The organism is Dyadobacter sp. CY343 (assembly GCF_021390335.1).
Classification (GTDB): domain Bacteria; phylum Bacteroidota; class Bacteroidia; order Cytophagales; family Spirosomataceae; genus Dyadobacter.
In genome coordinates this window covers 1,313,448-1,336,896 of sequence record NZ_JAJUXK010000004.1, presented here as the reverse complement: position 1 = coordinate 1,336,896, position 23,449 = coordinate 1,313,448, and the positions used below count along the sequence as shown (strand labels likewise).

Sequence of the window (23,449 nt, the reverse complement as noted above, 5' to 3'; positions counted from 1 at the left end):
AACCTGGTATAATAGAAAAAGGCTCCACTCGGCCTTAGGATATGTTTCACCAAAAGAGTTTGAGGAGCTTTTACACAAACAAAAAATTGCGGCTTAATATCTTGTCCGCTTTATTGTTGCAATTCCAAAACCTTCTTCAGTGAGAATAAAAAATTATAAGCCAAGGTTGAAGTATATTTTTGTTATTATTGCCAACATGTGACGCATACTTCCATGACCTTATCCATCTCTTTAACCGCAGAAGATGAATGATTGCCTGTGATTGTCAGACGGAAGATTGTTCATAAAGCTTGTTAATGTCTTATTGCCAATTTGAAGCCTGTGAATGTTTATTTTTGAGAGCCTTCACACTTATAAATGGTTAAAAAAAGAAACTTTTAGCTAGATAGTGTAATTGCACACTGGGTATTATTTGAAAATTATATGTTAACCTACAATGAACAGAGAGGATAAGGCAAAACTACTAGATATGATCCTAGGCAGGATCAATGGAATGTCGGTTGGTTATAGTCGTGATATATATTTTATGGTTGCTAGGGACTTCAGGGATGCCCAACAAAGTATTTCTTCTTCAAAATTTATAGGGTTAAGTTTTGCTTACTTTTCTTTTTTGATTGAGGAGTTGGGGGGGCAAGGATTGATTAGCTTGTCGCCAGTCAATGGCCCTAATCTTCACTTTGAGGACGAAGTGCCTGACTTGCAGGAGTATACTGTTCACGTGACTACTAGGGGTGTTAGTTTTTTAGGAATTGAAGGTGGTTTTAAATCGCGCTACGAGGCCGAGATCAGACAAGAGAGAAAGGAAAAAAGAAAGGAATTGTGGCTTATTGTTAACTCCATTGCTGTTGTAATCACAGCCTTGTTACCGCTCTTGTATGACATTTGGAAGGATGTAGATGACAAAAGAGATGTTATAAAGCATGAAATGACGTCTGCTGATCTGGAAAAATTGAAAATTGTACTTGACAAACTATACTTAGATAGTACAAAATCCCAGATCCCCTCATTGTCGATCAGCACAGGAAAAAAATAAACTATCCAAAATAAGAGTACGGCTAATGTTAGTCTGAGGTACCTCCAACCAAGAAAGCTGAGTGATTTAATGTTGATCACTTACAGATAGTATAGCTAGAAAATGTGACAGGAGAAATACATAAACTCTAGCATTGTTGATTGAAGCTTCTTATCTCAACAGAAAAAATCATCAATGATCCTTGCGGCCCTCTTAAACTCGTATTTTTTAAGAAGCGTTATTAAATCTTCTCGATCGTAGCTAACACCCAATACACTAGATTGAAGTTTACCACTTCCAATATGCTTCAAAAATTCGCGTCCATCCTTCCAAAATGTTCCTGATGTCAGAAATGCAGCCCTAATGTTGTAGTCGAATAGAGAGTTTTTCTTGAAATATTTCTGAGCAAGGGGTACCGATCCTCGGAAAAAATATCCAAGAGTGTCCTTCGTCTCATGGTCGCCGACTGGAATCGCAGCCGATGCCGAATAGCCCTTTAATTCTATTAGGACGATTTCAACAGGATTTGAAGCTTTAATAATGTAGTCGAATTCACGCGTTTTGCCGTCTACTGTTAATTTCTTGTTTGGTTCAATGATGGAGTTTGGATACAATGTTTTTAGGAGTGGAAATAATAGCGCCTCAAATAAAAGCCCCTTCAAAGTTCTGAGACTATCTTCTTGTCCAGAATCTTTGATAATTGATAGCAAATTCTCAACGGTTTTATCAACATTTTCCATCAATTGAACATTTTTCACTTTTTTGAGAGTTTTTAGAACTTGATAAATTTTAGTCCCGAAAATCGATCCAATGTCATATGATATGAAGCCGAGTTTTCTGATCCTACCTTGTACTGCCTCAGAACATTCACTGTATATAATGACTGGCATTACCTTCCTTGTGCCTTGTTTGGTTGAATTAAGTACGATTTGGATTCTATTGTAAAAGCCATCTAAATATGCTTCAAGGTATTCGCTGGAAAGGACAACATCTAGCACAACAAGTGTTTGCTTTTCCTTACTATCTGCCTTTGATCCAACAATTGGATTAATACCAGTAGCCCTGGTGAAACTCGTAGCGTCCCAAACGAGATTATTCAACTTGGCGCCAATTGACGGTGAATTTCGATTTCTATATGGACTCTGGGTGGTAGTTATCATATTGCACTTTGCAAGCCATCGCAAAATATCTGGCAGCATGCTGCTGTCGATATACATCTTTGAGCGGTGGTCAGTAATAAGGGCGCTCTCATGATCATCGGTATGTTGATTACCTTCCTTAAGATAAAGTAGATATTTTACTTCATCGACTGTTCTGATATAGATAATGTCAAGCTTCCTTAACAGATTAGTTATATCATCCAAATTTGAAACCTTTGTTGTGCTCGGCTCGAGGGGCGAGGCAGTTATTTTCAAGGCTTCATAGTATGATATAATCCCATTGTTTTCATCTAATGCTTTCAATAACCGGAATATTGGAGGCCTATTATCCTTACAAATACTTTTTACCTTTTCGACATCCAGGTCTTTATCTGCTAGTAAATAGATGAATTGCCCCTTCCCGAATGTAAAGGGATCAGAAGATTTTATGAGCTTTGAATTTGATGCTCTGCTAATTACTTTACGTGCATTGTCGGGCGTTATGTTGAATTGACTTGTTAAAAGATCTTTTAAGACGCTGCCAGATTCACATAGTCTTTCAGCAAGTATGGACACTAAAAATTTATTATATGCGTCAGAAACTAACGATGTCACACTGCCCTTAATAACTTTATTCTTCACAGTATAAATGGCGGAAAATTTTTTTTTAAAATGATTTTTCTTTTTGGTATAATGGTCTGGTTATTAAGCAATTATAGTTATGGCTCGCTACGTTTTAAATTCTGGTTGGATGTCACAAAAAACAGCGAGATATGAAATGATTAAGAACTTTCAGTTGTCTTAACTATTACTAGAATTTTATCGTGACTTAATGGATACTTAATCTAATATCATATATTTCCTTGAAATATTAATGAACCGCCTCCCCTGATAGCACTATGTATCTCAAGATTTTTAAAATTAGACGTTTTCGGGCCATTAAGAACCTAGAAATCACATTCAACCAGGGATTAAATGTGATTATTGGGGAAAACAGCTCAGGCAAAACAGCGATTATTGACGCATTAAGAATTTGTTTAGGCTATGGAAGCCAGTGGAGGCAAATCGGCGTCCGAAATGATGAAGATTTCTTTATAGATACGAACAATATTGACTGCGTTCCTGAGCCGATTGAGTTTGACCTACATTTTTGCATTCAAGATGATGAAGAACCTCATTTGTTTAATAGTATGCTCTGGCAAGATCCAGCGGATCCTACTAAACAGGAGTTACAAATGCATTTTCGGTATATTTTAGAACAAACACCGACGGGGGCAACCAAAATGCGGTGGAATGTTTGGGGTGGAGATTTACCTGGGCAGTTAATTAATCCAAACGAAGCCGAGCTCATATATTTCAACTACTTAGCACCATTAAGAAACGCAGAACAGGAATTGCGTCCTTATGCCAGAGACAATAAGATCACTTCTTTATTTAAAGATCTTACCAGTTATTCTGTGGTTGACGATCAAGGTAATAGTACAACACATTCATTGGATAGAGCTAAAAAGGACGCGTTAGCTTCACAAATAGAGCAGGTTACCCAGGATGTTGATTGGAAAAACTTGATAGCAACAGGTACGGCACGTGTAAATGAGCACCTTGAAAAGGCTGATATTCGATCTAAAAGCTCAAAAATCCATCTGCGGCTGCTAGAATATCGCTATGAAAATATCATAAAGGGTATAATTACCCGAAAGCCAGTGTTTGCGCCCAATTTGTTGCCCGTAGGACAAGAACATAAACAAAGATTCTTCGATGTAAGTCAAAATGGTCTGGGCGAGAATAATCTAATATTTGCTTCGGCTGTACTCGGTGACTTAAAAAATCGAAGAGCTGAAAAGAAGGAGCACTACTATTCACTGTTAATTGAGGAACCAGAAGCTCATCTCCATCCACAAAGACAAAACACGTTCTTCAATTATTTAAATGAATTGAAAGAGCATTCGCTTCAAGTTTTTATGACTTCTCATTCGCCAACTTTGACAGCAAAATCGGACCTTGACCATTTGATTGTCATACAAAAGAATGAGTTCTTAGTACCTTTTACCGTTAAAAACTCGGATTTGACAGATGAGAATAAGCGGCATCTGCGAAAATTTTTAGATGTTACGAAATCACAATTATTTTTTTCAAGTGGCACTATTCTCGTGGAGGGCATCTCCGAGGCGCTACTGTTACCGGTTTTGGCTGAGATCATTGATATGAAGTACAATCTTGATAAGAGCGGGATAGAGATTGTTAATATTAGTGGCATCGCGTTTGAGCCCTTTGCAAGATTGTATAATTCGCCCGATCCGCTTAGGCGCCTGCCATCTAGATGTTCCATTTTAACTGATGACGATCGCGGCAACCTAGCAGCAACTCACTTCATTAGTGAAGCAGAAGGCATCAACAAGGAGGTTGCCAATAAGATTTATTCTCATCTAATTGTTGACGGAGTAGTCGATAGCAGTAATCGGATAATTGCCGGTGCGTATAACTTTGATCATGCTGCACTGAATCATTATTCTGCTTATGTCAATCATATCATTGACAATAGAAGAAGTGCTATCTCCGGCAGAGCGAGTAACGCAACAGGATTACGTAGAGGCAATTTAAAGGTGGAACTGGCGGCTTACACGTTTGAATATGAGTTAATGATTGCAAGCGAACTTAATTATCGATTGATGATGTGGATTTATAGGAAGATGCATCCACGAACAACCTTTCTTAGCATTGCGGAATTACTCTCATCCAGAGCTCTGGACTTTGTGGCAAAGTTGGACGCGAATAAGGACAAATCTGTGTTTGCCGAACATTTAAGCCAGGCTTTGGTTGGAAAGGTTTTGAGGAGAAGATTCGTAGTTCCTGACTATATTACTCGATCGATTACTTGGGTTGTTGATGGAAACTAACACTTTTACTTTCGTGATTTCCGAACAGCAGAAGGCAATTGTCGAGTATGATGCCGGGTGTGTTGTTGCACGAGCTTGTCCGGGAAGCGGTAAGACTTTTTCAGTTGCAGCCAGAATAGCACGACTTCTGAGGGAAAAGGACTTTTCAAAATTTGGGATAGCGGCGATGTCTTTTACGAACGTTGCTGGCGAAGAAATATCTCACAAGCTAAGTCGATCATTTGGCATTCACACTCCGTTGGGTTTTCCTCACTTCATCGGCACGATTGATAGTTTCATAAATACTTATGTGTTCTTGCCTTTCGGGCACCTTATTATGGGTTGCAATAGCCGTCCACAACTTGTTGGGCAACCACATAGATCATGGACTAAGGGAAAAGGTGACAAAAAGTTTGTCCGAGTCAAAGGTCAGCAAAAATGTGTATCGGCAAATCCTGATTGTTATTTCGATTGCACTTCATTTGACATTAACGATCTGCTTTATCCCATCGTAGCTGCTCAGGAAATACATTTTTCTTTGAAGCCTGATAAATATTACAACGCAAATGGTAGAGTCAATAAGAGGGTCCAGGACGTAATCGATTCCAAGTTTAAGAATTATCGAATGGGGTATGCGAACCAAGCGGATGCGAATTACATCTCAATGAAGGTCTTAGCAAAATATCCTTTGATTGCCAGAGCGATAGCAAATAAATTTCAATACTTTATAATTGATGAAGCGCAGGATACAGACGCTATTCAAATGCGAATAATCGAAATCTTAAATGTAGCTGGCGCAAAAAATATTATGCTAATAGGTGATCGAGATCAGGCAATTTATGAATGGAATAATGCAGATCCGTCCTTATTCGACAGCAAGTATGCACAATGGAATAAGATCGAACTCACTGAAAATTGGCGAAGTTCTCAACGAATTTGCGATTTCACACTGCCACTGTCTTCCTTTCCCCGTGTGCGCGCCGCACGAGACGAAGTTAGCAATTTTGATTACCAGCCAGTTGTCAAGGGTTATGTAAAGAATGATACTGCTTCCATGATTCCCATTCTTCAAGAATTTTTCGCTACATGCGAGCAAAATATAGTGCCAGTGAATTTATCCAATGTAGCAGTGCTATTCCGGGGGAAAACAATGCGGAAGTACTTGGGATCGAACTTAACAGGTATTGAATTTGGAATCGTTCCCTGGCTAAAAAATCAGTATCACGTAAGAGACATTTTATTCGGGAAAGTTCTTTTTGAGCGTGGAGATGCCAGAAAGGGATATCAATTGGTAGAAAAGGGGTACTATGATGCGGCGTTTAAGCTCAGCGATCCACATTATCACTGCAGCGCCACATTAGTCCAAAAGTATGTTGATGAGAAGGGATTTATGGTCCAGCGGACAGAAGTGACTGCATTCCTCAAATTATTGCCTTCAACAAAGGGGCAGAGAATTGGCTCATGGATCCAGGAAGTTAACCTAAGAATCACAGCAACAAGCTTAAAATTCCGTCTCGCAATCGATCACAAACACCGAAACTTATTAGTTAGCGAGATATTCTCGAGAGAAGCCGACGATCTGGACAAGCTGCCATTTTATAATGGAACAGTACATTCGGTTAAAGGCAGGACATTCGAGGCAGTTTTGCTGATGCTCGATAAAAAGGCTGGAACACATTCTAACTACATTAGTATTCTTCGTAATGGCCCAAGGGTCGGAGAGGAGGAAGAGTTAAGAACAGTTTACGTTGGGCTGACTAGGCCAACCAAAATTCTGATGCTGGCCGTGCCAAAGGAGGATGTTGGCCAATGGATTGTGAAACTTAGTTAAGATATTTTATTGTCGCGGAATGATGTTCCAAAGGTTAAACTACTTGATACTAGATAACGATATAACAAACTAGGAAAATCAGATGTTTTTATTATAGAGCGCGATATGTTTCGTGACAAGCTAATAATATTGGCTAGCTGAAATACTAAAGCTTCTGCCTTGACAGGGCTTCTAGTACATTCGTAATGGAGCAAGCCATATCCCTGTTGAGATGACGCTTGCTCCACAGAGTCTATCACATCCCCTTTAACCGCTCCCGCAACCCCTTCATATCCTCACTAATCTTCACATCCAAAATCTTAGCATAAATCATAGTCTGCTTCAAAGACCGATGCCCTAGCATTTTGGAAACCGTCTCAATCGGCACCTTATTACTCAGCGTCACCGTAGTAGCAAACGTATGCCGGGCAATATGAAAAGTCAGCGTCTTCGAGATCCCGCACAGGGTAGCAATCTCCTTCAAGTAAGCATTCATCTTCTGATTACTCAGAACCGGCAGCACGACACCCGCGGCACAGCACTGCGGATGATCCTTATACTTCTCAACAATTTCCAGCGCCGTATCCAGCAACGGAATGCGTGTAGGCGCATCCGTTTTCTGGCGGGTTGTATCAATCCACGGCTCCCCGTCCATGCCGACAACAATATCCGTAGGCTTCAACTGCTTCACATCTACATAGGCAAGTCCCGTGTAGCAGCAGAATAGAAAGATATCCCGCACCTGGCTGATCCTTTCCACTTCGAATACTTTTTCAGTGAGTCTTTTTAATTCTTCCCTCGACAATGGATGCTTCACAACTTCCTTCTTTGTCAGCTTGAAGCCCTGAAACGGATCCTTCTTCAACCACTTGTTATTAACACAGATCAGCACCACCTTTTTTAGATTGCTCATGTACTTGATCGCCGAGTTATGATTGCAGCCTCTTGCGCTACGGAGCCAAAAGTTGAATTCAGTAATGAACTCATAATTCAGGTCTTTGATCGCCATGTCATCCTTCTTGTATTTCCACTTGATGAAGGAGGCAGTATGTTCCTTGGCGGTTTTATAACGTTTCAAAGTGAGCGGTGCGAACTCTTGCCCTATGAGTGCTTCCATTTGCTCATTGTGGTGCTGGAAGACTTCCAGAATGGTGCGGGTTTCATTGCTCTTTCCGAGCAAAATGTTTTTCAACCCTTCCGCAGAAATTTCTTTGTCATCCTCGGTAAGAATTTTCTTGGCCTGGTAAACTTTGGCAGTGAGCATGTCCAAGTACGCATTAAGCGTCTTGGCATCTTCCTTATTTCCGGCAGGCCGTCCGACAGATGAATTCCATCTTTCGGTATTCCATAACTTCTTAGTAGATAGCTCGGCGACCTTTCCGTCGACCGTAATTCGCAAATAAATGTAGCGAACAGTTCCTTTTTGATTCTTGGCGGGCTTTAAATAGAAAAGCAGGCCGAATGTTTTCTCCAACATAACACAAGCGTTTAAAAGTGGTTAAATATCGAATTACCACGCTTGCCAATCAAGATGTTTACGGCGTAAACATCTTGTCTATCAATTTGTTATGCCGTTTCCAGTGAGTCTTTTTCTCAAAGTGAGTGAACTACACGAAAGACTCACTGGAAACATGGGAATTTTTGCATTTTTTGATATAATCTGAAAAACAAAAATGCCCGCAAATCATTGATTTACAGGCATTTTGTTTGACTTTGAACTTATTTCAAGGGAGGGAGACGGGTCTCGAACCCGCGACCTCTAGAACCACAATCTAGCGCTCTAACCGACTGAGCTACAACCTCCGTTTAACTAGTCTCGATTCAGGGAAATATTGATACTAACCCCGTTTCAAGGACACAAAAGTAGCAAAAGGTTTACAGCTTGCAAGAATTTTTATCTAAAAATTTCGCGGCTATAAACCTTTTGACATTAGTCAAATATTAGCTCGCAGAAGTGTAAAGTGCGTCAGCAGCTTTCCAATCCACTACATTCCAATATGCGTCGATGTAGTCAGGACGCTTGTTTTGGTATTTCAGGTAGTATGCGTGCTCCCAAACGTCCAGACCGATAATCGGTGTTCCTTTGGTTTCAGCAATGTCCATCAATGGGTTATCCTGGTTTGGAGTCGATGTGATCGCAACGCCGTCGCCCGATTTGATCAACCAAGCCCAGCCTGAACCGAAACGGCCTGTTGCTGCTTTTTTGAACTCGTCTTTAAATGCTGCGAACGAACCGAATTTAGCTGTGATCGCTTCACCTAATTTACCGGTTGGCTCACCGCCGCCGCTTGCAGAAAGTGATTTCCAGAAAAACGCGTGGTTCCAGTGACCGCCGCCATTGTTGCGTACCGGTGCTGGTGCCTTGCTGATATTCGCGATAATTTCTTCTATGCTTTTGCCTTCCAGTTCAGTGCCTGCTACCGCTGCATTCAAATTGGTAACATAAGCCTGGTGGTGACGATCGTGGTGAATTTCCATGGTCAATGCATCGAAATGTGGTTCCAATGCATTATTTGCGTAAGGTAAGGGATCAAGTGTAAAAGCCATTTTCAGTGTAGTTTAATGATTAATATATTAATGTGGCACTAGAAGGCTAACAGCAGATGAACGCTTTATGTTCTGAGTTGTCTAAAAAATTTGAGCAGTAGCTCCTGAGATTCGTCTGCCAAAATCCCATTTACCAGTTGTGTTTTGGGGTGTAAAACGGGTTTGCCGAGCTTCGTAAATCCGCGTTTTTCATCTTTTGCGCCAATAACCACCCGCTTCATTTGTGTCCAGTACAATGCGCCTGCGCACATCACACAAGGTTCCAAAGTCACGTACAGTGTGCAGTCGGTTAAGTACTTAGAACCGAGGTTGTCGGCAGCGGCCGTTATCGCGATCATCTCTGCGTGAGCAGTTACATCATTCAGTCGCTCGGTCTGATTATATCCTTTTCCGATAACGCGTTCGCCGATCACGACTATTGCACCAACAGGTATCTCTCCTTCATCATAAGCCTGCTCCGCCAGCCTGAGCGCTTCTGCCATGAAATAATTGTCCAGTATATCAGCTTGTATATTCATTTGACTAAAATTGCTGATTACAAAAAAGGGACATTCATCTCGAAATGAATGCCCCTTTTTTTAAAAACTTTTATAAAACTATGGTTTCATCACACGTTGAACGGTGCTCAGATTGCCATTTTGAATGCGGATCAGATACAAACCGGAAGGGTAGTTGCTGAAATCCACTTCGGTTGTTTTTTGCTGTATAGATTTCACTCCGATCGATCTTCCGTTCAAGTCGATCACTTCAACACTTGCCTGTTTTGGTTTGATATTGCCGGTTACTTCCAAAGTACAAACCGACTGTACAAGTGTAGGATAAACTTTCACCCAATCCGCAGGCTGCTGAGGCTCAACACCCAAAATCGGATCAACCTGAACCCTCGCAGAACCCGCTCCTCTGCCGGTACCGCAAGTATTGGTCACCTTTGAAATCGTGTAAGTAACCGTAGCAAGAGGCGCGATCTGGAATGTGTACGGACTAACCGAAGCCGTGATCAGCGTATCTTTTGTACCATTGCTCAGGGTGAAAGTCCACGGCGCTTTTCCAGTTGTTTCAACTTTTAGCGTCGCTTTTTCGCCTACAAGGATCGTTTGCGCCCCTGATAATGTAGCAACTGGCAACGGACTCGCAGAAATAGTGATGGAGCTTACACTTCCTTTTACCAGAAACTCAGGATTGTCGCCCGAGCTGATCACGCGCAGATAGTAGTTACCACCTTTGGTTGTGTCCGGGAAAGTGGCAGTTATTGAATTTCTCGTTGCAACAGAAGGGATCGTGAAGAACTTGCTATCCTGGTTCTCAGTGGCGATCTGTACCTTGAAAGTATTTTCAGCCGGGAAATCGCCGGACTGCTGGAATGGAACCACAAAACTTTTGCCAGCGCAAGCTTCTGCCGTCGACGGATTGCCTGAATTGATCGTCGGGATCTTTACGGTTACCAGCGCTTGTCCGCCCGGAATACCTTTTCCACAAGCGTTCGAAACTTCTGTTAATAAGTAGGAAGTGGTTGTGCTTGGTTTCACAGGCACCTGGTGGTTGGCCTGATCGGTTGTATCCGTTGTTCCATCCGATAAGATATAAATCCACGGCCCATCACCTGTAAACTTTATATTAATATTGGCGGTCTCTCCCAGATCAATAGTTGAGTTACCCGAGATAGATGCAGAGGGAAGTGATTTGATATGAATTTTGATCTCTTCTTTCGGGCTCTCACAGCCATTTACAGTGCCGGTCTGAGTTACATAAAACGAGTAATCCTGCACCTTATCAGTGAACGGCGTGTAAGGGAATCCCTGCCATTCCGTGGTATTCGCGTCGCGGTACCATTTCAATATTGTTCCTGTTGCATCAAGTATCGGAGCCTTTTCGCCCTGGCAATATTCCAGGTAGTTTGTCGTAGCCGGTGTTGGAGTGGTATTGATTTTTACGTCAATTTTTGCACGGTCACCCAGGCAGCCTTCCAAAGTCTGACCAACATAGTAGGAGGTAGTACCGCCCTCGGCTGTGGATGGGGTAGGAGGGGTATCGCTCGAAGTTCCGCCGCTTGCGTCTGTCCCAAACCAGTTGAGCGTAGCTTTCGCCATTGGTGTCGCTTCCAACGGTGTAGCAGGCAAAAACTGGCAATATTCGATCAATGGTTTTTCAATACCTGGCAAAGTCGGAAGTGGCTTAATGCGAACTTTTTGAACAACTCTTGTCGCGCTTTCGCAATTCTTACCGCTCAACTGAGTCACGTAAAAAGTCTTTTCACCAGGCGTATTCAACTTGGCAGTAGGAGTGGTTGTGGTAGCGGTTCCGCCGGTTGCGACAGTATACCATTGCAGTGTATTTCCGTCTGCTGCTTTTGTTGGGAAAGTATACGTTTTATCCTCACGATCCTGGCAAAATACATCGGACAATGTCGGTAAAGCTGCCGGAGTAGGATTCACGACAACATCTTTCTTGGCACGCGGACTTTCACAAGACAATGTACCGTAGGTATTGGATTGTGTTAAATAATAGGAAGTCGTTCCCGCGGCAGTAGTGGTTGGGGTTGGTCCGGCAGCAAGCGGATTTCCTCCTGTCGCTACTGTATACCACTTATAAACTCCGCCAGTCGGCGTAAGTGCCACCGCTTTTTCGCCTACACAGTAATTCGTGGCAGTTACTGTTGGAGCTACGGGGGTATCTTTAATAACTACGTCAATCTTCGCACGCGGCCCTTCGCAGCGGCCAGCTGTTGTTTGGCTTACGTAATAGCTGGTTGTGCCCGTGGTTGTAGTCAAAGGAACTGGCGCAGACGCCAACGCAGTACCGCCTGTCGCAGCGGTGTACCAGGTAAGATTCGTTCCGGTGGCTGTTAATGCAGTTGCAGTAGAATTTTGGCAGAGATTAAGCACTGCTACAACCGTGGGCGCAAGTGAGAAACTTTTAACAGTTACCACGATTTCAACCCGCTCACTTTCACACTTTGCATTCGGCGCTTTTTGACTTACAAAATAGCTAAATGTGCCAGCCACATTTGTTTTTGGAACTGGTGCGGTAGTAGAACTAGTTCCGCCAGATTGAGCTGTATACCAGAGAATGGTATTTCCAGTTGCACCTTTTGCAGTAAGTGCAGTTGGTGATTCGTTTAAGCAATAATTAACATCAGCAACAGTTGGTGCGCCAGGTGGAACGCAGGCAGAAACGGTAACAACAATTTCCGCTCTGGCGCTTTCGCAGCCATTCACTGTTCTTGAAACGTAATAATTTGTTGTGCCGGCAGCTAGTGTCGAAGGAGTAGGAGCAGTTGTAACACCTGTTCCGCCAGTTGCGACGGTATACCAAAGCAGACCGGTTGTCGGAGTAGCAGCAAGCTGAGTTGCCTTGTCGCCGATTGTATAATTAAAGCTTTCTTCTGTCGGTTTAGGAGCGTCAGGGGGTGTACAAGCAGTAATAGTTACAACAATTTCAGCCCGCTCGCTTTCGCAGCCGCTTGCATTCGTTTGTGAAACGAAATAGCTCGTTTTTCCGATTGTTTTCGTGGAAGGTTTTGGTGCACCGGACAAAGGAGAGCCGCCGGTTTTTGCAGCGTACCATTTCAGGCCGGTACCGGTCGCAGTCAATGCTTTTTCATCATCGCCAACTTGCTGATTTACATTAGCGACAACCGGTGCATCAGGCGGTGCACATGCAGAAACTGTAACTACAATCTCAGCCCGCTCGCTTTCGCATTTGTCGACTGTCTGAGATACAAAATAGCTTGTTGTGCTTACTTTATCAGTAGCAGTTTTTGGAGCGGCAGGCAATGGTGATCCGCCCGTTTTGGTAGTATACCATTTAAGTCCACTACCTTTTGCTGTTAGGACTTTTTCGTCATCACCAACCTGCTGATTTACATTTGCAACGGTTGGGGCGGCAGGTGCCACACATGCAATAACAGTCACCACAATCTCAGCCCGCTCACTTTCGCAGGTACCAACGGTTTGAGAAACAAAATAGCTTTTCTTGCCAGGGGTTTCTGTATCTGGTACCGGCTTGGTAGCAGTACCATTTCCACCTGTTGAAGCAGCATACCAAAGCATACCGGTTCCAGTTGCAGTAAGAGTTGCCGGTTCGAACTGGCCAATAATAACTTCGGCAGTGACAACAGGTGCATCCGGTATTGCATTCACTTTTAATGCAGCACTTTCAGTTCCTTCGGTTTTGATCACCGCAGCAAGTATCGAAACTACCCTGATTTTATAAGCAGCCCCCGGCGCGGTGGCAGCAGGGATAGTAGCAGTGATCGGGCTGGTAGCTGAGGAGCCCACTACGGTCGGGGCGGCCCCGAAATCTCCGGCGTCATCCGAAAGCTGGGCCTGATATGTCGTAAGTGCTGGTATTGTGCCTGTTGCAGTGAATGGAACTTCGACCTCGCCGCCCTGGCAAACGGTGTTCGGAGCCAGTACTCCGGTGGTGATGGTTGTCTGTCCGAAAGAAGTTGCCGCGTAGAAAAATGCAGCGAGGAATGTGATTAAAGCACTGTTTCGGGTAAATGGTTTTTTCATGTATTGGTCTGAATATCTTTCCGCTAACCTATTGTCTGGTAAAGTTAGAGATATTTTTCAAATACACTTAAACCACATTAAGGAAGCTGACTTTTCCTTTCTTGCAATGAACTGTACACAACATCCTGTATTCTTTTACGGGTCCGGTGCGTAGTAATTCCCGTATTTTCAGCGTCCGGATTGACCCTGTTGGAGAGAAAAACGAAAAGCAGATCTTCCTCCGGATCCACCCAAACCATCGTGCCGGTGAAGCCGGTGTGGCCAAACGAATTGACCGACGCCTGTGCAGATACGTACGAACTGTTTCCGTCAAGCGGAGCCTTGTCCCAGCCCAGCCCGCGGTGATGCGATTCGTCGTAAATCCTTGAAAAGAATGGAACGGTCGCCTGCTCGAAATACCGTTTTCCGGCGTAATTACCTTTCCATAAATTCATCTGGAACAAAACAGCAAGGTCTCTTGCAGTACCAAATAATCCCGCGTGACCGGCCACGCCACCCACAATTGCGGCCATTTGATCGTGAACTGTACCTTGCAAAAGCTGGCCTCTAAACCTGTAATCCTGTTCCGTAGGCGCAATCTGTTTTTCAGGAAAGCGGCTCAGCGGATTGAAACCCAAGTAAGTCAGCCCCAGCGGCTCGTAAATATTGGCGGAAACGAATACATCCAGCGTTTGTCCCGTTATTCTCTCCACAATTTTTTGTAGTGTTAAAAAGCCAAGGTCGCTGTACAGATAACCGTAGCTGCCCGATCGCTGGCGGCTGTTGTTCATCGGCGACTGGATCACCCATTTCCACACAGAATCGCGCAATGCAGGTTTTGCATACAGCTTCGGCGCCACACGCAGGTAATAGGTAGTATCAGATTTTGAACTGTAATAGTCGGGTAACAAGCCTCCACCACTCGTTTTGGTGCGGTCCCAGAGCGGCGGGTAAAACGATACCATTCCCGAACGGTGCATCAGTAAGTCTCTAACCGTGAAGTTCTGCTTGTTTGTGCCTGTGAGTTCGGGCAGATAGGTAGCGGCTTTTGCGTCAAGGTCGATTTGTTTGCGATCGTAAAGCAGCATGATCGCCTGTAAAGTCGCCGATACTTTTGTTATTGAGGCCAAGTCATAAATCGTCTCCGAAGTGACCCGCTCCGGCGTGCGGTAATTAAGCCCGCCGAATTGTTTGTCATAAACGATCTTTCCTTTCCTCGCTACCAATACCTCGCAACCCGGGAATACGCGGTCATTCAATGCAGCGGTCGCAATTTCATCAATGCGTTTGAGCGAAGCAGCATCCATACCCACACTTTCGGGTGTCCCAAATGCAATCCGGTTGATAGTGGTCGTACTTACCCCGGTGCCCGATTTGAATGATAACACAGATACTGGAAGTTGCCCCTGCGAGCCCAAAGCACCGAAAATGATCTGCGGCACGATCTCCTGCTGGTCTGTCCCATCCTGATTGGCGCAGATCAATACATCCGTTTCAGGGAAATAACCAATACTGTAAGGTGTCCCGAAAAGGCAGAGGATCACCTTTTTATTCTGTTGTTTCAACTGACTCACAAAGTCTGTCATCCCTTTCGTAACCCCGTAATTCCTGGCTGGATTGGAAGATATTCCATGAATATCGACAATCACCGTATTATATGGATTGAGGTAATTCAGCATCTCGGCGATCTGCTCCTGCGACGACGGACCTTCGTAAAAAGAGTACAAGCGCATTGGTTTATAGACTGAAAGCATTTTTTGAAACGAAACATTACTTCCCTCGCCAATGCTCACAGACGCCATATTGTTATCCATCACCGAGCCGATCGGAATTAGGTTATTGTCGTTTTTAACAACAGTAACAGAAGCTTCACACAATGCGCGGTACAGTTCCTTGCTGCTTTCCTTGTTCAGGTCCGCGTATAAGTTGTTGGTATCAACCGGCTTATATTCATTCAAGCCCGACCAGTACTTCGCCTGCAACACGCGTTTTACTTTATCATCAATAATTTTTTCACTGATAATTTTCTGGTCGATTGCATTCTTGATCTTCGCAACGGTCTCAGCAATATTTTCAGGATAAAGCAGGATATCGTTTCCGGCAACCAATGCTTTCAGATTTACATCCGCGGGTTTCCCCGTTTTTGACACACCCTTCATGTTCATCGCGTCGGTAAATACCAGTCCGCGGAACCCAAGTTCTTTTCTCAAAAGCTGCGTTACTACCTTTTCGGAAAGCGAACTTGCCTGCTGAGAGTTATTGTCCAGTGCGGGAATATTCAGGTGGCCGCTCAAAACGCCCATCAAACTATCGGCGATCATGGCGCGGTAGGGGTAGAGATCCGTTTCCTGAAGTTGTTCGATGGAGTGGTTCAGTACGGGCAATGTAAAATGCGAGTCTGCGTCGGTATCCCCGTGGCCCGGGAAATGCTTGGCGGTCGCAATCACCTTATTGTGTTGCAGCCCCTTCATATAAGCAATCGCTTTTCTGGTCACATTATCACGGTCCTCGCCGAAAGAGCGGATTCCTATAACGGGGTTTGCAGGGTTGTTATTAATATCCGAAACAGGCGCAAAATTGATATGAATACCCATTCTCCGGCATTGTTTCGCAATATCACGGCCCATGAGGTAAATCAGCTCGTCGTTTTGAATAGAGCCCAATACCATTTGTTTGGGGAAAGAAATTGTACTGTCAAGCCGCATCCCCAATCCCCATTCTCCGTCAATACCTATAAAAAGCGGGATGTTCGAATGTGACTGGTACCGGTTGGTAAGCGACGCCTGGGCCACGGGGCCGCCCTGGAAAAAGATCAGGCCGCCAATATGATAGTCGTTGACCAGCTTGTCAATATAGCTGTAATGTGATTCGTCGCGGTTGGAATAGGTAGCAACCATCAGCAGCTGACCAATTTTCTGGTCAATGCTCAGTGTATTCAGGGTGCTGTCGACCCATTGATTTTCGGGAAGTACCAGAACAGGATCGGCTTTCCGTTTGGGAGCTTTTGCCTTCTCCTTTGCGGCAGCCTTGTTCGCGGGCAGAATAGCTGGTTTTGACGTACCCATGAATTTCCAGGCAACGGAAACCATTGTACTCAAAACTACAAGCAGAATAATGCTTAACGCTACACGAAATCGGCTAAAAAACCATTTCTTCATATTCGGAATCACTGACTTTAACGAGGGAATGTTAGGTTGTGCTGCTTCGAAATATTCATCTCGGATTTTTCGATAGTTACAATAATAACAAAAATTAATCTCATTAAATGCAACAGAAGTTCTGTTTTAATGCAATTCTAATAATTGCCTTTCCGATAATAGTTTTAACAACTATCCCCTGATCGTCAGCCTATTGCGTAAGGATCCGGAACGTTTCTTCCAAAGATCTGCCCGATTGCCGTAAGTCTTCCAGCGAGCTGTCATTTACGACTTTGCCTTTGTTGATGATGATCACCCTGTCGCACAATGCTTCCACTTCCTGCATAATATGCGTGGAAAAAAGTACAGTTTTATCTTGTCCGGCTGTGCGGATCACTTCTCTTATTTCCTGCAACTGATTAGGGTCGAGGCCGGTAGTGGGTTCGTCGAGAATAAGTACCTGCGGGTCGTGCAGAAAAGACTGGGCAAGTCCCACGCGCTGCCGGTAACCTTTGGAAAGCTGCCCGATTTTTTTGCGTTTTTCGGGTCCGAGCCCGCACATCTCGATCACTTCTTCCACCCGGGCATTCAAAGAGGCGCCACTCATTCCGTACAATTTCCCTGAAAACATAAGAAACTCAGTCACATACATATCCAGGTAAAGCGGATTGTGTTCGGGCAGGTAGCCGATGGACCTTCTCGCGGGCATTGGCTGACTGACTACGTCAAAATCAGAAACCCGCGCAGCTCCATCAGTCGGCTTCAGATAGCCCGTCAAAATCTTCATTGTCGTAGACTTCCCCGCCCCGTTCGGCCCCAGAAAACCGACGATCTCCCCCTTCTTCAAAGAAAAAGAAATCCCATCAATCGCCCGCTGGGAACCGTATAGTTTGGTAAGGTTGGTTGCTTCGATCATTTTAATGAGTGAATGAGTGAATTAGTGAATGAGTGAATGGGCCGCCGTGGATTGGGGAATGATTGAATGACTGAATGATTGAATATTTAGTTTTTCTCCCTTCCTCCTTTCCTCCTTCCTCCCCTTCCTTATACTTTCAAAAACAACTTATTCCGAAATAACAAGTACATAAATGCCCATTGAACTGCTATGAATGCGATTACTTCTCCAACTGCTTCTACCGAATGCGGGAAGTAGCTTAGTATCCCGCCGAAAAGTGCATTGGCTGTGTAGCCGAATGAAATGAAGCTCCCTACCATGTAGATCACGATTGAATTCATCCCTATTACTACGAAAAATAATGTCCATTTGCGATAGTTCAAAACATCGACCAGCCAATAGAACAATGCAAGCAGCAATACACTGAACCCGCCAGCACAAAGCACAAACGAGCTCGTCCATAAATTCTTATTGATCGGGAAGAAGAAGTCCCACACCAAACATACCAGCAAACTGATAATGCCGGCGAAAACGAGATAAGTCACTTTGTTGTTTTTTGAAATTACTTCCTCGCTCGTCCGCAAAAGTTCGCCCGCAAATATTCCCATTAACCCGGTCGCTATTGCCGGAATGGTAGAGACCAAACCTTCGGGATCGTGGATCGTGAGGTGAAGGCGGCCGGGGATGAGCATTCTGTCGAAGAAGCTGGCGGGATTACATTCCATTGTTAGCATACCTGCGCCACAGCCTGGGACAGGATAAAAAGTCATGAACAGGTAATAGCCTATTAACAAGCCGCCAAACCAGATCCAGCGTGTTTTTTTATTAGAATATAAATAAATGATCTGGGCAAACATACCTGCGAGCCCTATTCGTGCGAGCACACTCGGGTAGCGCATATTGTGCCACTCGGTCTGGAATATACCGTTGTTGTAAATGATTCCAAGGAATACCAGCAGCAAACCCCGCTGAACCACTTTTCTGAGGAGTTCGGTTTGCGGTACCCCTTTTTCAAGGCGACTTCCAAGCGAAAAAGGAGTGGAAACGCCCGCCATAAACAGGAATGTAGGGAAAATGAGGTCGTAGGCGCGGAAACCGTTCCAGTCTGGATGTGTGAATTGGTGTGCGAGTACGATTGCCCAGGACCAGCCGGTCACTTTTGCCAGCACGTGAAAAATCTCTTCGCCACCTGAAATCCAAAACATATCAAAGCCACGCAATGTGTCCAGGGACAATAACCTTTGCGGAGGAGTACTTTCTTTCATTTGATTAAAATAGGGAAGGGAAATAAAATTTGGTCAAAGGGAGACAAGTTGAAATAAAACTAATAAGGTTTACTGTAAAGATGTTAAATAATACCACCAATACCCGCGTTATATGCATCGATATTTAATCTACCCAATTTAATATGAAAAAAGTAACGTTGTTTTTCCTGTTTGCAGTGACTTTGTGGATCTCAGGTTCTGTCACTTCGGTCAATGCCCAGCGCGCCGAAAGGAGGGACAGTTTCGATACCGAAGAGGCAGCCACTAATCCCAAACTTAATAACCGCAGGCTTGAAAAGAACATGGACCGGTTCGCTACGGAGCTGGAACTAAGCAAACGTCAGCAGAAACAACTGAAAAAAATTGACCGCAGATACGCCCGTTTTGAAAGAAAGCTGGAAAGGAAAGACGGTACCAAGCGCCGCGACCGGAGAATGCTGGCCGAACAAAAACGTGCTGAAATCATCGAGATCCTGACGCCGGAACAGCAGCAGCAACTGCAAGCATTATCGAAAAAAGGCAGATTCAGTTTAGATCAGTTTTTCGGCAAATAGGAAATATCAGTGATTTAACCCTCTCAGCCACGCCTCAATCGTCGGGCCCGTCATATTAAACAGAATGCCGGGCAATATTCCAAGTAATACAGTAAGGATCGCGAGGGGAATAAGCAAGGTTTTTTCGCGAACTGTAAGATCGGTCAATACCGACGAATCGCCGTTTTTATACCAGAAAGAACCGAAAAACATGCGCTGGTAAGTCCAGAGGAAATAGGCTGCTGCCAGGACGATTCCGAGTGTTGATAATGCAGGAATCCACGCAGGAAGTGCGTCGGACTGAAAAGCGCCCATCAGCGTGAAAATTTCACCCACAAACCCTGAAAATCCGGGCAGACCCAGCGAAGCAAAAAAAGCGATTCCGGTAATGATCGTGTACTGCGGCATCACGCTGATCAGCCCGCGGTAATGGTCGATATTACGATCGTGCGTACGATCGTAAACTACGCCGGCAAGTAAAAATAGCATTGCCGAAAGTATCCCGTGGCTGACCATTTGATAAATAGCTCCGTTTAAACCCTCCGCCGTGAATGCGGCTATCCCGAGCAGCACAAATCCCATGTGCGAGACAGAAGAATAGGCGATCATTTTTTTCAGGTCCGTCTGTCCGAGTGCATTAAATCCACCGTAAACGATCGAGATCATACCCAGAATCGCAAGTGGAATGGCGCTATGCTGCGCTTCGAGCGGGAAAAAACCGTCGACGATCCGGATAAAACCGTAACCTCCGATTTTTAACAAAATACCGGCAAGTACTACCGAAATAGGAGTAGGCGCCTCAACGTGCGCATCGGGCAGCCAGGTATGAACCGGGAAAACGGGCAATTTGACCGCAAAACCAATAAACAGAAACCAGAAAGCAAGTAAGCGCAGCGGAATATCCCCGACAAAATATTGCGAAGCCAAATGCAATAGTGAGCCCGGCAGATAGTTGCCCGGATCGGCCAGGTATTGAAAACGGAATGTGTGCACGATCTGCTCCGGAGCGATTTTCCCATCGATCAACCACTGCTGGATTTGCGGGATCAGGTCAGGATGAATAGCGTCTTCCATTCCCATAATTCCTACAACTCTGGCTGTTTCGAGCGGATCTATAACGGACAAATAAAGCCCGATCATGACGATCAGGATCAGCAGGGAGCCGAAAAATGTGTAGATAAAGAATTTCAATGCAGCATATTCCCTCCTTGGGCCGCCCCAGAGACCGATCAGGAAATACATGGGCAGAAGCATAAATTCGAAAAACAAATAGAAAAGGAAGAAATCCTGCGCCAGAAAACAACCGATCACGCTGCCCGTAAGCAAAAGGTACAGCGAAAAATAAGCGCGGGTTTTCTGCGAGATTTCCCAGGAACTTACCACACCAGCTAGTAACACGATCACCGCGAGTAATACCAATGGAAAACTGATCCCATCGACTGCAAGCGCATAATCGATAGAAACAATACCCAGCGAGCCGATCGGTAATGTGATCCAATCGGTAGTTTCAGCCATTTGGTGGGCGAAGTCCTGATTATCGAAATTCAGGAATAGAAAAACGGCGAGTAACGCTTCGATAAGGAGGGTAACGAGCGCAACGATCCTGAAATGGCCGGCCTGTTTGGAAGGCCACAAAGCCACCGCAGCCGCGCCCAGCATCGGTATTGCAATCAGTAAGGAAAGTATATGATCAATCATCAAATGTTGTTTTAGAATGGCATTTGCCTAAATCAGGCAAAGAATAGCCAGAGTACCAGTAAAAAAACGCCCGTTATCGTGACAAGGTAATAGGACTGGATCTTTCCATTTTGCAGACCGCGTGCGGCATTTCCGGCAGAACGAATTGTGTAGACAGTCAGATTCACGCCGCCATCGACCACATTTCGGTCGACCCAGCTGATAACGTGAGCAGTGACAACACTGCCTTTTGCAACGAATTCGACCAAAGAATCAATCGCGCGGGCTTCCAGTTTTTTGAAATATCCGGCTATCGCCGCAAATGGTACAATGAAGTAGCGGTCCTGCGAGTAATCCCGAAGCCAGTTGATATTTATTTTTTCCAAAAAATTTACTTTCGTTTCTGCCGATCCGATGCCAAATGGATTTGGGCCGCTGATCTGACGGTAAGCCAGGAAAATGAACAGGATAGTAGTTCCGGTTGCGAGAATTGGTACCCAGAAAAGGTGAGCAGATTCTGTCGGATCGAGGAAATGTAGAAACCAGCCGGACGCATTGAACGGATTAAAGGAAAACCAGATAAACAGCGAAAGTGCAGCAAGCAGTACCATAGGAATCCACATGGTAGCAGGGGATTCGTGCGGGTGCACAGACTGCGTTCCCGAATATCTTTTCTCACCAAAAAACACCAGCCAAACCTGACGCGTCATATAATAGGCAGTAAGTCCGGCTGAAAACACGACTATTAGCAGGAAGATATAGGCAAGCGGCCCCACTTCTTCGGCCCAAAGAAAACCTTCGGTAATGATCGCATCTTTGGACAAAAATCCTGAAAAGAAAGGCAGCCCGGCCAATGCAGCCGCGCAGATTGAAAAGCAAAGAAAAGTAATAGGAAGGCTTTTTTTTAAACCACCCATTGAGCGCATATTCTGCGGGTCGAATGCAGTATTCTCTTCCGAAGGAGTTACTGCGTGAATGACCGAGCCGGCAGAAAGGAAAAGCCCGGCTTTGAAAAACGCGTGGGTCGCAAGGTGGAACATAGCAGTTTGCCAGCTTCCGAAACCGACAGCTACGACCATCAAACCCAGCTGTGACATGGTACTGTAAGCCAGCACCCGTTTAATATCCCATTCATTGATCGCTTTTACAGCACCGGTCAGCATGGTGATTGTACCTATTGCCAGGATCACCAGTCTCGCTTCAAAAGTTAGCATAAACGAAATGCGAGCTAGCAGAAAAATACCTGCCGCTACCATTGTAGCTGCGTGAATTAACGCGGAAACCGGGGTAGGGCCTTCCATCGCGTCGGGGAGCCAGCCTGATAATGGAAACTGGGCTGATTTTCCCATACAACCTCCAAACAGACACAGCCCGATGGCGGTGACAAGGCCCGGCGAGAGTTCCCAGAGCTTGCCCGGGATCACTTCAAAATCGGTAGAGCCAGTATAGTAAAACAACATTAAAATGCCCGTCAGGAAAGCTGCATCGCCGATCCTGTTCAGTACAAATGCCTTTTGCGCAGCCCAGACAGTCCTTTTTTTGAAATACCAGAAACCGATGAGCAAGTAGGAGGAAAGCCCAACAAGCTCCCAGAACATGTACATCACCAGCAAGCTGCCGGCGACTACAATGCCGACCATCGAGAATAAGAACAGTTGCAGAAACGCGTAATAGCGATGCACGTTCTTGTCGCCGTGCATGTAAGAAACGGAGTATATCTGGACCAGTGCGGCTACAAAGTGCACGATGGCGAGCATAATGCACGTGAGGCGGTCGAACCGGAAAGATAGCTCGATCACTTTGTTACCGATGACGAGCCAGTTGAATTTAACGATGTGTAAAGTGGCGGGATCGGCGTACCAGAAGCTGATGAGCAAACCGGATATTGTGGCTGCGGTGCCGAGGTAGCCCGCTGCGGTGTTCAAACTTTTACCTCCAAGCCACAAGAAAAAGAATGTCAGAAACGGTATTCCCAGCAACAGGGCGGCCGGCAAAAAATACGCAGAATCTGGCATAAGGCTTGAATTCGTTTGATTTCGGCAAATATCCTGAATTCGTGACCGAA

At 44.8% G+C, this 23,449-nt stretch carries 14 protein-coding genes and 1 tRNA gene; 4 read left to right on the top strand and 11 right to left on the bottom strand.

The features are described from left to right. Window positions 1–436 precede the first annotated feature (436 nt). Complete coding sequence (locus tag LZG94_RS17685; protein WP_233793107.1) at window positions 437–1,033, top strand: hypothetical protein; 597 nt, start codon at window positions 437–439, stop codon at window positions 1,031–1,033. Between the two features lie 155 nt (window positions 1,034–1,188). On the opposite strand, the gene LZG94_RS17680 is transcribed toward LZG94_RS17685, so the two are convergent. Then, entirely contained in the window at window positions 1,189–2,793 is a 1,605-nt protein-coding gene (locus LZG94_RS17680; RefSeq protein ID WP_233793106.1) for a hypothetical protein, read from the bottom strand. A 257-nt stretch (window positions 2,794–3,050) separates the two neighbouring features. Here LZG94_RS17680 and LZG94_RS17675 point away from each other — a divergent pair, with 257 nt between their 5' ends. Both LZG94_RS17675 and LZG94_RS17670 read left to right on the top strand, forming a co-directional pair. Continuing rightward, entirely contained in the window at window positions 3,051–5,048 is a 1,998-nt protein-coding gene (locus LZG94_RS17675; protein ID WP_233793105.1) for an ATP-dependent endonuclease, read from the top strand. Then, a complete protein-coding gene (locus tag LZG94_RS17670; protein ID WP_233793104.1) occupies window positions 5,038–6,858 on the top strand; it encodes a UvrD-helicase domain-containing protein in 1,821 nt (606 codons plus the stop codon). The genes LZG94_RS17675 and LZG94_RS17670 overlap by 11 nt, the downstream gene beginning before the upstream one ends. A gap of 235 nt (window positions 6,859–7,093) precedes the next feature. Here LZG94_RS17670 and LZG94_RS17665 read toward each other — a convergent pair whose 3' ends face one another. The 8 genes from LZG94_RS17665 to LZG94_RS17630 form a co-directional block, all read right to left on the bottom strand. Next, entirely contained in the window at window positions 7,094–8,314 is a 1,221-nt protein-coding gene (locus tag LZG94_RS17665) for a site-specific integrase (protein ID WP_233793103.1), read from the bottom strand. A 251-nt stretch (window positions 8,315–8,565) separates the two neighbouring features. Next, window positions 8,566–8,641, bottom strand: a tRNA-His gene (locus LZG94_RS17660). Window positions 8,642–8,778: 137 nt separating this feature from the next. Next, window positions 8,779–9,384 (bottom strand): superoxide dismutase, encoded by a 606-nt coding sequence (locus LZG94_RS17655; RefSeq protein ID WP_215234844.1) that lies wholly within the window; start codon window positions 9,382–9,384, stop codon window positions 8,779–8,781. A gap of 65 nt (window positions 9,385–9,449) precedes the next feature. Continuing rightward, complete coding sequence (locus LZG94_RS17650) at window positions 9,450–9,902, bottom strand: nucleoside deaminase (protein WP_233793102.1); 453 nt, start codon at window positions 9,900–9,902, stop codon at window positions 9,450–9,452. Window positions 9,903–9,980: 78 nt separating this feature from the next. Next, window positions 9,981–13,898, bottom strand: coding sequence for a T9SS type A sorting domain-containing protein (locus LZG94_RS17645; RefSeq protein ID WP_233793101.1), 3,918 nt, complete (start codon window positions 13,896–13,898; stop codon window positions 9,981–9,983). Between the two features lie 77 nt (window positions 13,899–13,975). After that, a complete protein-coding gene (locus LZG94_RS17640) occupies window positions 13,976–17,035 on the bottom strand; it encodes a glycoside hydrolase family 3 N-terminal domain-containing protein (RefSeq protein WP_233793100.1) in 3,060 nt (1,019 codons plus the stop codon). Window positions 17,036–17,225: 190 nt separating this feature from the next. Further along, a complete protein-coding gene (locus LZG94_RS17635) occupies window positions 17,226–17,930 on the bottom strand; it encodes an ATP-binding cassette domain-containing protein (RefSeq protein ID WP_233793099.1) in 705 nt (234 codons plus the stop codon). A gap of 128 nt (window positions 17,931–18,058) precedes the next feature. Next, complete coding sequence (locus LZG94_RS17630; protein ID WP_233793098.1) at window positions 18,059–19,174, bottom strand: acyltransferase family protein; 1,116 nt, start codon at window positions 19,172–19,174, stop codon at window positions 18,059–18,061. Window positions 19,175–19,317: 143 nt separating this feature from the next. Between LZG94_RS17630 and LZG94_RS17625 the strand changes: the two genes are divergently transcribed. Then, on the top strand, window positions 19,318–19,728 hold the full coding sequence (locus LZG94_RS17625; RefSeq protein WP_233793097.1) for a hypothetical protein: 411 nt from the start codon (window positions 19,318–19,320) through the stop codon (window positions 19,726–19,728). A gap of 6 nt (window positions 19,729–19,734) precedes the next feature. On the opposite strand, the gene LZG94_RS17620 is transcribed toward LZG94_RS17625, so the two are convergent. Continuing rightward, window positions 19,735–21,405 carry a NuoM family protein gene (locus tag LZG94_RS17620; RefSeq protein ID WP_233793096.1) on the bottom strand — a complete coding sequence of 557 codons (1,671 nt, stop codon included), beginning with the start codon at window positions 21,403–21,405 and terminating at the stop codon, window positions 19,735–19,737. Between the two features lie 32 nt (window positions 21,406–21,437). After that, window positions 21,438–23,399, bottom strand: a complete 1,962-nt coding sequence (gene nuoL / locus LZG94_RS17615; RefSeq protein WP_233793095.1) for an NADH-quinone oxidoreductase subunit L — start codon at window positions 23,397–23,399, stop codon at window positions 21,438–21,440. Between the last annotated feature and the right edge of the window lie 50 nt (window positions 23,400–23,449).